Source organism: Vibrio tritonius (assembly GCF_001547935.1).
Lineage (GTDB): Bacteria > Pseudomonadota > Gammaproteobacteria > Enterobacterales > Vibrionaceae > Vibrio > Vibrio tritonius.
The window spans coordinates 933,793-950,126 of sequence record NZ_AP014635.1; the positions used below are offsets into that span (position 1 = coordinate 933,793).

At 43.6% G+C, this 16,334-nt stretch carries 13 protein-coding genes and 1 tRNA gene; 9 read left to right on the plus strand and 5 right to left on the minus strand.

What is annotated here, in order from left to right:
- Positions 1–257: 257 nt before the first annotated feature.
- Both JCM16456_RS04415 and JCM16456_RS04420 read left to right on the plus strand, forming a co-directional pair.
- On the plus strand, positions 258–875 hold the full coding sequence (locus JCM16456_RS04415; RefSeq protein WP_068712729.1) for a YagU family protein: 618 nt from the start codon (positions 258–260) through the stop codon (positions 873–875).
- Between the two features lie 190 nt (positions 876–1,065).
- Positions 1,066–1,536, plus strand: coding sequence for a GNAT family N-acetyltransferase (locus JCM16456_RS04420; RefSeq protein WP_068712731.1), 471 nt, complete (start codon positions 1,066–1,068; stop codon positions 1,534–1,536).
- Positions 1,537–1,593: 57 nt separating this feature from the next.
- Here JCM16456_RS04420 and sodB read toward each other — a convergent pair whose 3' ends face one another.
- Positions 1,594–2,175 carry a superoxide dismutase [Fe] gene (gene sodB, locus JCM16456_RS04425; RefSeq protein WP_068712733.1) on the minus strand — a complete coding sequence of 194 codons (582 nt, stop codon included), beginning with the start codon at positions 2,173–2,175 and terminating at the stop codon, positions 1,594–1,596.
- 364 nt (positions 2,176–2,539) lie between these two features.
- On the opposite strand from sodB, the gene JCM16456_RS04430 reads away from it, so the two are divergent.
- Positions 2,540–2,875 carry a Grx4 family monothiol glutaredoxin gene (locus JCM16456_RS04430; protein ID WP_068712736.1) on the plus strand — a complete coding sequence of 112 codons (336 nt, stop codon included), beginning with the start codon at positions 2,540–2,542 and terminating at the stop codon, positions 2,873–2,875.
- Between the two features lie 83 nt (positions 2,876–2,958).
- Positions 2,959–4,920, plus strand: coding sequence for a DNA topoisomerase III (locus JCM16456_RS04435; RefSeq protein ID WP_068712738.1), 1,962 nt, complete (start codon positions 2,959–2,961; stop codon positions 4,918–4,920).
- A gap of 44 nt (positions 4,921–4,964) precedes the next feature.
- Here JCM16456_RS04435 and JCM16456_RS04440 read toward each other — a convergent pair whose 3' ends face one another.
- From JCM16456_RS04440 to JCM16456_RS04450, 3 genes are all read right to left on the minus strand, one after another.
- A complete protein-coding gene (locus tag JCM16456_RS04440) occupies positions 4,965–6,725 on the minus strand; it encodes a sensor domain-containing diguanylate cyclase (RefSeq protein WP_068712739.1) in 1,761 nt (586 codons plus the stop codon).
- A 226-nt stretch (positions 6,726–6,951) separates the two neighbouring features.
- On the minus strand, positions 6,952–7,371 hold the full coding sequence (locus tag JCM16456_RS04445; protein ID WP_068712741.1) for a DoxX family protein: 420 nt from the start codon (positions 7,369–7,371) through the stop codon (positions 6,952–6,954).
- A 349-nt stretch (positions 7,372–7,720) separates the two neighbouring features.
- The gene (locus JCM16456_RS04450) at positions 7,721–8,617 is read right to left on the minus strand and encodes a LysR family transcriptional regulator (protein ID WP_156430440.1); all 897 of its coding nucleotides are present in this window, start codon (positions 8,615–8,617) and stop codon (positions 7,721–7,723) included.
- A gap of 157 nt (positions 8,618–8,774) precedes the next feature.
- Between JCM16456_RS04450 and JCM16456_RS04455 the strand changes: the two genes are divergently transcribed.
- Positions 8,775–9,992, plus strand: a complete 1,218-nt coding sequence (locus tag JCM16456_RS04455; protein WP_068712745.1) for a multidrug effflux MFS transporter — start codon at positions 8,775–8,777, stop codon at positions 9,990–9,992.
- 65 nt (positions 9,993–10,057) lie between these two features.
- Here the strand turns inward: JCM16456_RS04455 and JCM16456_RS04460 are convergent, their stop codons facing one another.
- Entirely contained in the window at positions 10,058–11,305 is a 1,248-nt protein-coding gene (locus JCM16456_RS04460; protein ID WP_068712747.1) for a glycosyl hydrolase, read from the minus strand.
- A gap of 368 nt (positions 11,306–11,673) precedes the next feature.
- On the opposite strand from JCM16456_RS04460, the gene JCM16456_RS04465 reads away from it, so the two are divergent.
- From JCM16456_RS04465 to JCM16456_RS04480, 4 genes are all read left to right on the plus strand, one after another.
- Entirely contained in the window at positions 11,674–13,548 is a 1,875-nt protein-coding gene (locus JCM16456_RS04465) for a beta-glucoside-specific PTS transporter subunit IIABC (protein ID WP_068712749.1), read from the plus strand.
- Position 13,549: 1 nt separating this feature from the next.
- The gene (locus JCM16456_RS04470; protein WP_068712751.1) at positions 13,550–15,007 is read left to right on the plus strand and encodes a glycoside hydrolase family 1 protein; all 1,458 of its coding nucleotides are present in this window, start codon (positions 13,550–13,552) and stop codon (positions 15,005–15,007) included.
- Between the two features lie 24 nt (positions 15,008–15,031).
- Positions 15,032–15,886, plus strand: a complete 855-nt coding sequence (locus JCM16456_RS04475) for a PRD domain-containing protein (protein WP_068712753.1) — start codon at positions 15,032–15,034, stop codon at positions 15,884–15,886.
- A 160-nt stretch (positions 15,887–16,046) separates the two neighbouring features.
- Positions 16,047–16,137: transfer RNA gene (locus JCM16456_RS04480), tRNA-Ser, on the plus strand.
- Positions 16,138–16,334: the final 197 nt, after the last annotated feature.

Below are 16,334 nucleotides of genomic sequence, written 5' to 3' on the forward strand. Positions count from 1 at the left end.
GAGCTTGACCTATGCTCGTTGATGAAGCTCTGAAGTCTGCATCTTGAGGTCATTTGGGTATATCTATCTAAAATCAATAGAAAATTTTCAGATCAAAATTTGCGATGTGATTTGCCTTCAGTAAGTTTGCGATAGATCAATCTAGCCATTACTAAATGATAACTACTCACATCTAAATTGATCTAGATCCGTATTTTTCGTGCTTCACGGTGTTATTTTCTTTCACAACGAATTTATACAAGGTTATGGGTAATCATATGAATCTATTTGAACAAACCCCACGCGCTCGTCGCCGTTACGGTTTAGCTGCTTTCATCGGTTTGATTGCAGGTGTGGTATCTGCTTTTGTGAAATGGGGCGGTGAGGTTCCACTTCCTCCGCGTAGTCCTGTTGATATGTTCAACGCAGCATGTGGTCCAGAAACTCTAATTCGTGCGGCTAGCCAAATTGACTGTTCACGTAACTTTTTGAATCCTCCTTACATTTTCCTACGTGATTACATTGGTCTTGCTGATCCAAACGCTGCAGTATGGACATTTGCTGGTCACGTGTTTAACTGGGTTGGTGTCACTCACATCATTTTCTCTATCGTATTCGCGGTAGGTTACTGTGTCGTTGCTGAAGTGTTCCCTAAAATCAAATTGTGGCAAGGTCTACTAGCTGGTTTCCTAGCTCAAGTGTTTGTTCACTGGATTTCTTTCACTCTAATGGGTCTAACTCCACCACTATTCGACCTACCATGGTACGAAAACGTATCAGAAATCTTTGGTCACCTTGTTTGGTTCTGGTCAATCGAAATTATCCGTCGTGACCTACGTAACCGTATTACTAAAGAACCAGATGCAGAAATTCCAGTAGCTGCAGAAGTTCGCTAAATCTCCAAGCTTAAATCAGAATAAATTAATTAATCAGAATATGTTTAGGCCGCGCAAGCGGCCTTTTTTTTGTTTGGTATTTACCAATAACAAGATTGATCCTCGACGAGGAATCTTGGAATATGTGATTGATTTAGTATGAAGACGATCAATAGATCGAAGATTGGTTGTGACGGGAGGAGATAATCACATGCAGATAAGAGCCTATCAAAAAGATGATGCCCCAGAAATATGGCGGCTTTTCTATAACACGGTCCACCATGTGAACTGCCGCGATTATTCCCCAGAGTTACTTGATGCTTGGGCTCCGCTTGAGTTTGATTTTGCGATTTGGCAGAGAAAGATGGATACGATAAACCCTGTTATCGCTGAGATGGATGGCAAGATTGTTGGTTATACTGATTTGCAAGCCGATGGATTAATTGACCATTTCTTTTGTCATGTACAGTATCAAGGGCAAGGGATTGGACGGTTTCTTATGGAGCATGTATTGCGCTTAGGCGCCAAAAGGGGAATCACGCATTTTCGTTCGGAAGTGAGTATTACTGCACGGCCATTTTATGAGCGGTTTGGTTTTTCTGTCGTAACTGAGCAAAACGTGCCGATGCGGGGGCAAATTCTTAATAATTTTATTATGGAGAAAATTGTCCTACCCAATTGAAAATCAACAAAAAAGGCCTGCTGAGGCAGACCTTTTAGCTTACAGTGAACCTAAAGCTTATTTTGCTAGGTTAGCTGCAACGAATTCCCAGTTTACTAGGTTCCAGAATGCCGTCATGTAGTTAGGACGAGCATTGCGGTAATCGATGTAGTAAGCGTGTTCCCAAACGTCAACAGTCAGCAGTGGAGTTACACCGTCAGTTAGCGGAGTCGCTGCGTTTGAAGTGTTAACGATTTCTAGAGAACCGTCAGCTTTTTTCACAAGCCAAGTCCAACCTGAACCGAAGTTTGCTACTGCTGAATCAGTGAATTTAGTTTTAAACTCTTCGAAAGAACCAAACGCTTTGTTGATCGCTTCTGCAACTGCGCCAGTTGGTTCGCCGCCTGCTTTAGGAGCTAGACAGTGCCAGTAGAAAGTGTGGTTCCACACTTGAGCTGCGTTGTTGAAGATGCCGCCAGTAGAAGACTTGATGATCTCTTCTAATGATTTATTTTCGAACTCAGTACCAGGGATAAGACCGTTTAGTTTAACAACGTAAGTGTTGTGGTGTTTACCATAGTGGTATTCAAGAGTTTCTTTAGAAATATGTGGTTCTAGCGCGTCTTGTGCGTAAGGAAGAGCGGGTAGTTCAAATGCCATTGCTCAATTCTCCATTGATATGAAAGAGTTGCCTCTTTCGTTGATTGCTTCCAGTGTTATTGTTTTTTGTCTCTAGATGACTTTTTGCCACCTAGGTTCGTCGATACGACTGACTTGAGTTCTATTTTAGCAACTTTTTACTTTATTAAAACCCCAATCTGAATAAAAATAAGCAAGTGGTTGAAGATTCCCCACTGGCTGTCTAGGCACCTTAACGCGTTTAGATGAAAAGAAAATGACCTCATCCCGCACTTTGATGACTTGAGCGAGAGGTAAATTATATCCATAATGATTGTGGGCTTTTTATTCTCTACTAATGATTTAGAATACTGTTATTCAACAAAACGTCTCCAATGAGGAAGCAATGGAAACCATCGACAAAATCAAACAGCAAATCGCTGAGAACTCTATCCTTCTTTACATGAAAGGTTCACCAAAGCTACCAAGCTGCGGTTTCTCTTCTCAAGCGGCTCAAGCGCTTATGGCGTGTGGTGAGAAATTTGCTTACGTTGATATCCTGCAAAACCCTGATATCCGTGCAGAATTACCAATTTATGCTCAATGGCCAACTTTCCCTCAACTTTGGGTAGAAGGCGAATTGATCGGTGGTTGTGACATCATTTTGGAAATGTTCCAAAAAGGTGAGCTTCAGCCATTAATCAAAGAAGCTGCGGCTCGCACTGCCGATGATGCAGAATAAATACTGTATAAATTAACAGTTTTATTGCTATGATAAGGCCACATTTATGTGGCCTTTGCTTTTTCTGGGGATGTTGTTTGTCTATGAGCCGCCTGTTTATTGCTGAAAAACCGAGTTTGGCGCGTGCGATTGCTGATGCGCTGCCAAAACCACACAAAAAAGATCAAGGATTTATCCAATGTAGCAATGGTGACATTGTGACTTGGTGTATTGGTCATTTGTTGGAGCAGGTTGAGCCAGATGCTTATGATGAGCGTTACAAAAAATGGAATATGGCTGATTTGCCGATCATCCCGGAACAGTGGCAACTTAGGCCAAAGAAAAATGTTGGTAAGCAACTGACTATTATAAAAAAGTTAGTTAAAAAAGCGGCTCATATTGTCCATGCGGGTGACCCCGATAGAGAAGGGCAATTGCTGGTCGATGAGGTGTTGGATCACTGTAAGCTTAATGCCAGTCAAAAGAGCACCGTTGAACGGCTGCTGATCAGCGACTTAAACTTACCAGCGGTACAAAAAGCGTTAAAAAGTTTACGATCTAACCGTGATTTTATTCCCCTCTCTGTTTCTGCGTTAGCACGTTCACGTGCCGATTGGCTCTATGGAATGAACATGTCCCGTGCCTATACCTTGCTTGGGCAGAAAGCGGGTTATCAAGGTGTGCTATCGGTTGGGCGTGTTCAGACTCCGGTATTGGGGCTGGTGGTACGACGTGATGAAGAAATTGAGCAGTTCGTGCCCAAAGATTATTTCATTGTTGACGCTTTGATTCCCTATCAGGACAGTCACGTCAGTTTTGACATTCGTGCGCGCTGGAAACCGAGTGAAGCTTGCAAACCTTGGCAAGATGAAGAGGGGCGCGTGCTCAATCGCAAACTGGCAGATAATGTCGCTCAGCGTATTAAAGGCCAACCCGCGCGTGTGACTGAATCGGAACAAAAACAAACCAAGCAAAGTGCACCATTGCCTTATTCTCTCTCTGCTTTGCAAATTGATGCAGCCAAAAGATTTAATCTTAGTGCTCAACAGGTTTTAGATATCTGTCAGGCTTTGTATGAAAAACACAAGCTAATCACCTATCCCCGTTCCGATAGCCGCCACTTACCTAAAGCGCATTTAAGTGAAGCACCGAAAGTGGTGGAGGCGATTGCCAACAATGCCAAAGAGTTGGATGGTGCGGTACGCGGTGCTGACCTATCACTTAAATCGAAAGCGTGGAATGACAGCAAAGTCGATGCGCACCACGCCATCATTCCGACACCCAAAAAGGCCAGTGTCAATGCGTTGTCTGGACAAGAAATGAAGGTGTATCAACTGATTGCACGCCAATACTTGATGCAGTTTTATCCCGCTGCGATTTATGCAGAAGCCAAATTGGTATTTGAGATTGCTGGTGGGGTGTTTGTTGCTAAAGGTCGTCAATTAACCTTTGCTGGCTGGAAGACCCTACTCGGTCAACAAGAAGAGGATAACGAAGGCATTGATACTGTGCCGCCGCTCAGTGAAGGTACCGTTCTCACTTGTCGTGAAGGGGAAGTCCAAGCGAAAAAAACCGAACCTCCACGTCATTTTACCGAAGCCACTTTATTGCAAGCAATGACAGGAATTGCACGCTTTGTCGAAGATAAAGAATTGAAAAAAATCTTGCGTGATACCGATGGCTTGGGCACGGAAGCCACGCGTGCTGGTATTCTTGATACGCTATTCAAGCGCCAGTTACTCTCAAGGCAAGGCAAGACTATTTTAAGTACTCCAGCTGGTCGTGGGCTGATCCACGCCTTGCCAAGTGAATCCACTTACCCTGATATGACCGCCCATTGGGAGCATCAACTGCAGGCGATGGCGGAAAAAGGACAGGCCTATCAGCCTTTTATGACTGCGCTAGAGCAACGAATCAATGAGTTAATGAGTCAGGTCAAACAAGGCCCTGTACCCGAATCATTACGTTCACTACCTAAGGTCGAGCGTCCAGCTTTTCGTCGTAAAGGCAAAACATTTCGTAAAACGTCGAATAAAACGAGAGGTAAGGGAAAGTCGACGAGCTAAAACCTCGCGCTCTTTAGTGTGGGAGTTATCGTAACGCATTGATATTATGCAACTACCACTTTATTTCGGCCCTGTTCTTTGGCTTTATATAGCGCTTTATCGGCGGCATCAATTAAGTCTTGGCTGGTATGCATCATGGTTTTAGCGTAGTGTGCTACGCCAAATGAACTGGTAATAGAAGGGAGTTGCTCAGTAGCAGACTCTTCGGCAATAGTTTTACGCAACCGCTCCGCGATTTTTGTTGCAGCGGTTACATCCCGATTGGGCAATAGCAGTACAAACTCTTCTCCACCATAGCGAGCTAAGAGAACATCAGCATCGAGTTGGTTAGCGACAATTTCAGCTAAACGTTTAAGAACTTCATCACCAATAACATGGCCATACTTATCGTTGATCTGCTTAAAGTGATCAATGTCAAACAGAACTAAGGAAAGTGTGCATTGTTGCTGCTGACATAGTTCTATGTAGAAAGGAATGCGTTCTTCAATTACCCTTCGGTTGTTTAATCCCGTGAGTGCATCAATTTGCGCTAAGCGTTGCAGTTCCTTATTCGCTTGATTGAGTTTCTCTGTCGTCCGTGACACAAAACGCATTAGTCTCTTTAAGCGTTTTAAATGTCTAGATGGCTGGAGGGTATCGATGGGAAGTGCTGCACGGCGCAAATTTTCATCGATCGGTTGTTCACTGAGGGCTACGATTACAACAGAGGCGTTCAGTACTTTAGTTGGGGATGATGCGGTATCGATTTCTCCCAATGTAAAAAAGCCAGCAACAGCACGATCTTCTATTTGGAGCCGTGAATCCGATGAGGCATCTTCTTGCAGAAGGTGTAACCGACTACAACAGGAATAAACCAAAATAGCTTCTGGTTGAAATTGCGCTAACTGATGCCGAGCATACACGCGATGGCTCAAAATGGTGCTGACATCTCCATAGCTAAATTGAATTTCATCACCTACTTCCATTTCGGCGAGAAACAGCAGTTCATCACCATCGACAGATTGTGGGACGCGAGCAATATATTGTTCACCTTTGTGTAAAACAAAAGGGAATTCGACCGCATTATCAAAAAAGTTCTCACGCTCTATACCAGTAAAATAATGGTAGATTTGAAACGCTGGTTGATGATTTATCGTTGCAACACGATTGCCGTGCGCGCTGGTTACGGTCATTACCTCACCAAATGGTTGCCAACCTAAATAAGGTTTGGTTTCTACTCTTAAATCTTGACCGTAAAGCCCAGCAGCAATGATACCTGCTTGTTTTAACTCATCATTGAAAAAAAGATATGAGGCTTGATGTTCTTCGTAGTTTCCTACAATGCCTCCAAACACGGGCACATTAGAGATCGCGGTGGTTAATGTCTGCAAAACCACAGAAATTCGAACATTAAATGCAGTAGAAAGTAGTAATACCCCTTTTAGTGGTTTATTGGTTGATCTTTGCGTGGCTAATAAATGTTGAGCGAGTTGGTTGGTGAGCTGTTTTTCATTTTTATCAAGATTGGAATAATACTGAACATCGACTTGTGAGTGTTCAAAAAACATCAGTGACAAAACGCATGATTGGTGTAGGAATTGAGTGTCACACACAATCCCCATCGCATTACCACCAACTAAGGTCAGCTGTGGCAACTCGTGGTGCAGTTGAAAAATGAATTTTTCCAACACATCAGCAGACTGTTCGGTGGTATAGCATTGCGCTAAAGCATATTGTTGATACAAGTCGGGACGAGTTTGTAGGAACGTTTTGAGCTGTTCTTGTAACTCATAGTGACTGGCTGCATTTAACACCACATGTTGCATGTTTACTCCTAATTCACCGTTTGGCATACCGCCAATCATAGAGAATTAAGTATATGTAGCGGATTGAAAGCGCGCTGAATTTATCCGGCATAAGGATAAAATAATAAAGGTGAGATCAGTTATTTGAAATGAACAAAGTAGTAAGTCGAATAGTAAGTGTGAAAAAGCCAACGCATGATGGCGGTGGCTTATAAACATAGTGAGGTTGTCGTAAGGACGAGTGACGCTAGTCTTGTTTGATGGCGTATTTACCAGAGCCCATTAGTAATAGAGCGATGGCTGGGAATAGGTAAACGGCAACGCTTTCTACGCTCCATGCGCCTACTTTGGTTAGGGTAAAGAAATCGCCCATATGCATTAATCCAATAACCACTAGGCTAGTGCCGATAATTAGGACACTGGCGATACGGCTATACCAACCGACAATCCACATGATAGGTGCAACCACTTCGCCAAGATATACGGCGTAGGCAAACCAGCCTGGCAAACCAATATTGGTAAACATACCTTGAATAAAACCCGTGCCGGCTTCGATTTTATGAATGCCGTGCAACAAGAACATCAAACCAAAGCTAACTCGAAGAATCAGCTTTGCTGCATCTGGGTGGTCGAGCCATTGGTTGGCTTTTTCAATAAGTGCATTCATATCATTTCCTTAAAATGGAATAAGCAATAAGTGGAATAAGAATTGTTTTCAATTTTACGTAAACTTGGATATCAAAATTGTTTTTGAGATCGCATTCTAGAAGTTTTTATTCATCAATTTATTTAAAAGGAAAAATGTTGTCCTTTTTTAATAAGATTACGATAAAAATATTAACAAGGAATCTGCAGTGATGAATCATCATCATCAAATATTCTGAATAAGATTGTTGATATATATCAAAGCAAAAATCAGCCTCTCACTTTTAAAGTTTAAAATTGTAAGGTGATGTAACCATGCCAAGTGACTTAGAGCTGGCTATAAATGATGCTTTGTATTTAATATTCTGATTTTATTGTATTATTTTTGTTTTTGTGCAATGTATGTGTTCAACTAATGATTGCAGAGATGGCTTGTTTATCGGTTCAATAATTGCCATTGATATACCAATTCTGTCTGTTACATTCTTTAACGATCTAAATATTAGTCCCGGTTGATTTAGAGTTTTACTTAATATGCTAGGGACGATTGATATACCCATTCCGCTACCCACTAATGCTAATACTGACATAATATTGGATTCGGGGTGAATAATATTTGGTGTGTAATCAGCAAGTGCACGAATGGCGTTTGCTCCATCATCATTAGGCGATCTTGAATAGGTGATAAAGGTTTCGCTTTGCAGTTGTTCCATGGTGATCTCATCTTGGTGAGCAAGTGGATGCGTTGCTGGTAGTGCCACACATGGCGGCCAGCTAGCCAAATCATAGGTTTGGATATGGTCTGGTATGTTGAGTGAGAAGGTGCTCAACAAGCCTAAGTCTATCTCTCCTTGCTGCAATTGTTGCAGTTGCGTAAATGGGTCCATTTCGATGAGTTTCAGTTCGATATCTGGTTTGAGTTGCCGAAACGACTGAATCAATAAGCCAAGTAGACCCGAGTAAGTCACACTACCCGAATAGGCAATACTAAGACGGCCGATATCGCCAGCAAACGCGAGCTTGGCGATTTTTTCTGTTCGTTCCGCGAAGTAGAGGGTTTGTTTGGCTTCTTTTAGTACTCGTTCACCTGCTTCTGTCAAAGCTACGCTGCGACTGGTGCGTTGAAATAGAGATCCACCAAGTTGTTCTTCTAATGTTTTGATTTGTATGCTCAGTGCCGGTTGAGCGATGTGCAGTTTTTCTGCGGCTCTACCAAAATGAAGTTCTTGAGCGACAGTAACAAAATAACGTAAATGACGAAGTTCCATTGTTTCGATTTTATATATCAATAATGCGTAAATTATATATTGGTATAAATCGTTTTCTCTCCATAAAATGTGATCAGACACAAAATTCTATCATTCGTGATCCACTGAACTGCTTAAACAGCGATTGAGCAGTATAGCCATTAGGTGAAAGTTCGTTATGTCTGAAAATAATACGTTATCTGCTACTTCGAGCCGCAGCAGCTCGCGTACACTGTTAACTTGGATTCTTGGAGCGCTTTCTATTTTCGCTCCTTTTTCTACTGACATGTATTTGTCGGGATTTCCACTGATTGCGCAAGATTTCAATGCTGATATTTCACAGGTGCAATTGAGTTTATCGACCTTTTTCATTGGTGTTGCCATTGGTCAACTGTTCTACGGTCCATTGATCGACCGGTTTGGCCGTCGTATTCCTTTGCTGGTTGGTATTGCGTTGTTTATTGTTTCGTCTTTGCTGATTCTGTACGTACCTACAATTGAAGGTTTTGTCGGACTGCGTTTTCTACAGGCGGTTGGTGGTTGCTCTGGGATGATCATTAGTCGAGCAATTATCCAGGATTTGTATGATGAACAAGAGGGAGCAAAAGCCCTTTCTTTAATGATGGTGGTACAAACGGTAGGTCCGATTACTGCGCCAGTACTTGGCGCCTACTTACTGGTGTTTGATGGATGGAAAGCAGTATTTACCTTTCTGGTCGCGTTTGGGCTCGTTTGCTGGTTGGTAACCTATAAATTTATACCCGAATCGTTACCTGTGGAGCAGCGACAAAAACAGAGCATCAGCCAAACTTTGGGCGTGTTTGGTCACTTCTTGAAAAATTGGCGTTTTATGGCGCCAACACTAGCAGGGGCGTTTTCTAATGCAGTGATGTTCTGTTTTATTACTGGTTCGCCTTTTGTTTTGATGCAACTGTTTGGTATGGAGCGTGAAACCTATGGGTGGATGTTTAGCGCGACGGCGGCGGGGATGGTTGTAACCAGTCAAGCCAATAGCATGTTGTTGAAGCGTTACACACCGCAGCGCTTATTTACCGCCTCAATTATTGTCTCGTTACTCGCTGCGGCAACATTGGTGTTGGTGCGTAACACAGACAGCTTATGGTTACTTATGGTGCCTCTGTTTGTTTGCGTGTCGATGGTGCCTATGGTATGTGCCAATTCAATCTCGATTGCGATGGCCGCTAGTGGTAAAGACGTTGGGTCAGCCTCGTCATTGATTGGCGTAACTCAATTTGCTTTTGCTGGGGCAATCAGTGCCATCGTTGGCGCTTTGCACAATGGCACTTCATTACCTATGTGCGGCATGATTTTGGTGTGTACTGTACTGGCATTTATGATTAATACCTTTAGCCCAAAACATACCGCTAGGGTTTAGAGAGAAACTACAGCGATGACGAGAAAAGGCTGCTGAAAAGCAGCCTTTTCTATTGACAACGAGCGCTATTCAAACTTAAACCAATCAAATCCCGGATAACCGCTAGTGGCTTTGATGCTGATCGTATGATGGCCTGAACTGAGGTAAAGCGAGGTAGTGGCAGTTTCCCAGAAATAGACGCCACCAGTGTTAGGTAAAAATAGGTTTTGTGCTGAATTATCATCCACCTGAATACTGATGTATGAGTTTGAACCGGTCGCGTAGCTCATGCTCAAGTTATAGGTGTTGTCACTATTGGAATTGACTTGGAAGCTAAGCTCTTGCGCGCTATCGTCTTGATCGGAGAAGAGCTGTACTATCGGGGCGCCAGTACTGTCAGTGGTTGCTCGATGATGCATGCCTGTCATGGTGTAGGCATGTTCTGCTTGCAGTGTGGCGGGTAGGTCGGGGTAATAGTCTGCACCGGGAATCCCTTGATAGATTGAACCCAAGGCGGTCCATTCACCTGCGGTGGTAGATAAAATGTCAATAAAGGGAGACGTTGTTGCCCCGCCAGTGGTGCGACCGATAAACCAAGCGTAACGGAATACAAACGCTTGTTGCTCCATCCAACGTACGGTTTGCGCCAAATAATCCATCTGATTTTCGAGACTAGTTGAGTCGTTACTGTAATTCCACTCCGTGACCCAAATCGGCTTGTTGTAGCGAGTGTAAAATTCATTTACGTACCATTCGAACGAGGCTAATGACCCCATATAACTGTGAATCGCGATGTAATCGACGCGACAGTCACTACAGGCGGCAAAAAAAGCATCTAAATAGGCAAATGGACTACCGTCGTCATCGGTATCGGGAAGGTCTACTTCACCTGCGCTGTAATTCATCGCCGGACCAACAATCTTGAGGTCGTAATCATCAGCAATCGCTTCCAACGCAGGCCATGCATCTGCCGCTTGTTGCGGAGTGAGATTAGCTTGATCGGTAAAGTTGGGTTCATTAAATGCGAGTAGGTATTTCACTTCGGGATGGGCGCTGAGATACGAGCGCATCGCCGTTTCATCAAAAGTGGCATTTAACGCCATAGGCACGTATTCCACACCATATTGTGTGGCATTGTCGCCAGCACTCTCTTCTGGCACCTCTGCCCAGTTATACCACCAAGCAATATGTTCGTTCATTGCTGTCAAATCCGCAGGTTGCAAACCTGAGTAGGCGAGGCCTCGTTTGGTGCTGATAACCTCGGCAAAAGCGGAGTTGGTTATCAGAGAAATTAGGGCCGTAATAAAGAATGAATGTAAAGCACGAAGGGCCATTAAGTTACCTGTCAATTATTGAGAAAATAGCCAGTTAACTTAGACATAGCCACTGTTTAACGCATGAAGGTCGGATAAATTTTTGGTTAGAGATCGCTAAATTAGTTTGATTCTGGGAGCAAGTTATCTTTTTTCATTAGAGATAGGATGGTGTGTGATCTGAGGCTGGATTCTTCATCTTTGAATGTGAAGCAAGTAGCATTTTCAAGTTGATCTGATTGAGTGCTGGAACCGGTTGCATTATCACTGGTAACACAATCTGATCCGGGCATGTTACTGATCAAGCAGGCAGGACCCAAAATCACAGCTTATTTCGATAGGTTGGGGTTTTGGGTCTTTTTTGTTTCTGATAACGCAAAAGGTCGTCTATGAATTACAAAAATACCGCAGAGAGAATACTGCAATGCGTAGGTGGTAAGAATAACATCGCACATCTCACTCACTGTTCAACTCGCGTGAGGTTAACCTTGATGGACGATGATGTAGTGGATTATGAAGCGCTGCAACATGTCGAAGGCGTTATTGGGGTTCGCCGCAATGTGCAGTGTCAGATCATTATTGGCAACGAAGTGATTGAGGTATTTGATGCCCTAAGAGTGTTGGTAGGGGAACAAGATGGCACACCGACAAACACTAAGGTTCCCAAACATTGGGGTGCATTTATCCTCGACTTTGTCATTAGTATTTTTCAGCCTTTGGTGCCCGCTATTGCAGGGGGTGGGGTTCTCAAATCCTTATTGTTACTGTGTGCTGTCCTTGGCGTAATGGATAAGCAGTCACAGACTTATCAATTACTTGATCTCATCGGTAGTGCTCCACTCTATTTCCTGCCGATTCTCGTTGCGATCACGACGGCGATGAAACTCAACGTTAATGTTCTAGTTGCGGCTTCTTGTGTTGGGGCCTTGCTCTTACCCAATATGGCTAAGTTATTGGCGCAAGGGGTATCACTTGCGGATTTTCCTATACAGAACATCACTTACGCTTCACAAGTTTTTCCTGCCATTTTGTGTGTACTGTTCTATGCCTTGATGGAAAAATGGATCACAAAATATTCCCCTAAAGCCATTCGTATTTTCTTTGTGCCCATGGTGGCAATGGCTATCACTGTGCCTGTCACCTTACTATTACTTGGACCATTGGGATTCCATGCTGGTCAGTTGATGGCCACGGTGATTCTTTACTTGTTTTCTCATTTGGGGTTTGTGGCGACGGCTCTGCTGGCGGCGATTCTCCCTTTTATGATCGCGACCGGTATGCATAAGGCGCTCATTCCTTATGCGGTAGCAAGCATGACTCAAATTGGTAAAGAGTTGCTGTATCTGCCTGCTTCTCTGGCACACAACATCGCGCAATCGGGTGCCAGCTTTGCCGTTGCACTAAAAACAAAGGACAGTGGTTTGCGTTCTACCGCTATTTCTGCCGGAATTTCTGCCTTTTTTGGTATCACAGAGCCTGCCATATACGGTGTCACACTGATTCGCAAGCGGGTGCTCTATAGTGTAATGATTGGAGGAGCCGTTGGCGGTGCTTTTATCGGATTATGTGCGATTGAGGCTTTCGCTTTAGTTGGTCCAGGAATCGCCAGTATCACCATGTTCACTTCTCCCGATAATTCAATGAATTTGATTTATGCCTTAATCGCGATCCCCGTTTCATTTTTTACCGCTTTTGGTGCGGTGTTGCTTTTGTGGCATGAAGACTCTGCAAAAACTGAGGCGCCAGCTCATCAAGAAGGTGTAGAGACCAATGCGCAGTCTAGAGCGGTATCGCCCCAAATCGCCAATTGTTTTGAATCGCCGGTAGTCGGCCAGATGATCGCCTTAGAAGAGGTGAGCGATACCGTATTTGCCAGCAAATTGGTGGGGGATGGTATCGCTGTTATCCCCAGTGAAGGCACTCTTTATGCGCCGGTCAGTGGCGAGATCATCAGTATTTACGAGACAGGACATGCGCTTGGCATGATAGCGGATAACGGTGCTGAATTACTCTTTCATATTGGTATCGATACCGTGCAGCTGGAGGGGGATTATTTTACTGCTCTAGTTAAAGTAGGCGACAGAGTGAACGTAGGTGATGAACTGATCCATTTCGATTTAGACAACATTATTGCGGCTGGGTATGACCCAACGGTGATGGCTGTGATTGCCAATTATGAAGATTTTCAAATAGAGCCTGTTGCGGAGAAAAAAGCTCAGGTTCAACGTCATCAAACCATTTTTATGTTAGAGGAGCTTGCGTAACATGACGAATACACGTTTTCCTGATGGATTCCTGTGGGGGGGCGCTATTGCCGCGAACCAAGCAGAAGGTGCATGGAATGTGGGTGGTAAAGGACTTTCGGTTGCGGACGTGGCCACGTTTAAAGCCAATGTGGATGTAAAAAACTACGCGGCTCACAATGCAATTAACCGCCGAGTGGTAGAAGAGGCTGCTTTAGACCCTACTGATGGAATTTATCCTAAACGTCGTGGTATCGATTTTTATCATCGTTATCCGGAAGACATAGCTCTATTTGCTGAAATGGGGTTTAAAGCACTACGTATCTCGATTGCTTGGTCGCGAATATTTCCTAATGGTGAAGAGTCAGAGCCCAATATGGAAGGGGTCGAGTTCTATATCGGTTTATTACAAGAGATGCGTAAGCACAATATCGAACCGATAGTGACCCTGTCTCATTATGAGATGCCGCTGACGTTGAGCCTGAAATACAATGGCTGGGTGGCTCGTCCGGTGGTCGATTGTTTTGTGCGTTTCTGTAATGTTTGTTTCGATTACTTTAAACCTTATGTGACCTATTGGCTGACCTTCAATGAGGTAGACAGTATTTGTCGTCACCCATTTACTACGGCAGGCATTTTGCCGGACTGTTTGACTCCCGGTAAAGAGCAACAAGAGATCTATCAAGGTTTGCATCATCAATTGATCGCATCTGCCATGGTGACTCGCGATTGCCATGCTAAAGTACCGGGCAGCAAAGTGGGTTGTATGTTGACTAAGTTAACCACCTATCCACATACCTGCCATCCTAAAGATGTAGAACTCACTTTACTGAAGAACCTCGACAATTACTTCTATGCTGATGTTCAAGTTTTTGGAGAGTATCCCCGTTTAACACTTGCCCGTTGGCAGCGTGAAGGGATCGACGTGCAGATGACCCAAGGAGATCTTGAAGTTTTGAAACAGCACACCGTTGATTACGTTTCCTTTAGTTACTATATGTCGATGACTGAATCAGCCAGCGACGATGTGGAACGCACTCCGGGGAATACTATTATTGGGGTAAAAAACCCATACTTGGAATCAACCGATTGGGGATGGCAAATTGACCCTGTGGGTTTGAAAATTTCCTTGCTTGAACTCTATGACCGTTATCGTAAGCCTTTGATGGTGGTAGAGAATGGGATGGGAGCAAAAGATACCGTGGTTGATGGTGAAATTCATGACCCATATCGCATCGCCTATTTCAAGGCTCATTTTGAACAGATGCGCGAAGCGATCAATATGGGGGTAGAATGTCTCGGTTATACCAGTTGGGGGCCAATCGATATTGTTAGTGCTTCCACTTCACAAATGTCCAAACGTTATGGCTTTATCTATGTGGATCAAGATGATTTAGGTAAGGGGACTTTAGATCGTTTACGTAAAGACTCCTTCTATTGGTATCAGGACGTGATCCGCACTAATGGCGAAAGCCTATAACGACGAAAGTGGTTAGGTGACTCATTGCTCAAAATAGTAAAATCGCTCAATTCCAGTGTTGTTTTAGTCGAAAAAGATCAAAAGCCCATGATTTTAATCGGTAAGGGTATTGGTTACGGTAAGCAGCCTGGTACATCTGTCGACGAGAGGCTGGTCAGCCAAGTGTTTTTGCCAATAGATAATCTCTATGTGCAAAAATGCCTTACGTTAGCCGAGCAAATTGAGGTTGTTTACTTTGAGCTTGCTGAGGAGATCATCCGTTATGCTGAGGGTCTCCTTTCATGCCAACTCAATCCGAGTGTCTATTTCACTCTGACTGATCATTTGCAGTTCACCAAAGAGCGACTTGATCAGAACATGACCATTACGAATCGCTTGGTGTGGGAGGTAAAAAACTACTATCCCAAGGAGTTTCAGGTGGGGTGTTATGCGTTAGAGAAAGTAAAGCAAACATTAGACTGTGAGTTACCGGAGCAAGAAGCTGCGAATGTAGCATTTCATATTATCAATGCGCAAAGTAGCGACTCTTGTGCCAGTGATGCAGAGCGCTGTGCCCAGTTGGTGGGCGAGATTACCAGTTTAGTCCGGCACAAAGTGGGTGCCGCTCTGAGTCAGGATTCTATCCATTACGCGCGGTTTATTACTCATGTGAAGTTTTTTGTAGAACGTTTTTTTACTAATCGCATGTTAGACGATGGTGAAGACCCCATGTTTGAACATCTTTTGCGTCAATATCCACAAGCGATGGAGGGAGCCTTTGCTATTCGACAATTTATCGAACAGCGCTTTGAACGGTCGATCTCTGATGAAGAGGTGGTATACCTAGCGGTGCACATTTATCGTTTACTCAAACAGTACCAAAAGGAAATGGCCAAATAGTCATTTGAATTTGCTAATATTTTATGCGGCTTTTGTAAAGGCTTGGTAACAAAAACGCGCTTTTTGCGAAAAAAATCGCTTTTGTGCACATTATTTCAGCAAACGGTAAATTCAGGGGTTTACAAGCTTTTTAACCCCCTATATTATGCGCTCCAACAACGGAGAGATGGCTGAGTGGTTGAAAGCACCGGTCTTGAAAACCGGCATACGTTAATAGCGTATCTAGGGTTCAAATCCCTATCTCTCCGCCACATTCGAAGAACCCGCTGACTCGTCAGCGGGTTTTTTATTATTCGGATTTCAATTTTTTTAAACCACCATCTGTCTATTTAAACCTTGTCGTATCCCTATTCACTCCAGTACTGTTTAGGTCAATATTGATCTAACTTTTGGTTATTTAGGAAGATTACATCGCCTAATATGGCCAAGTAGTTTTATATTCTATTAT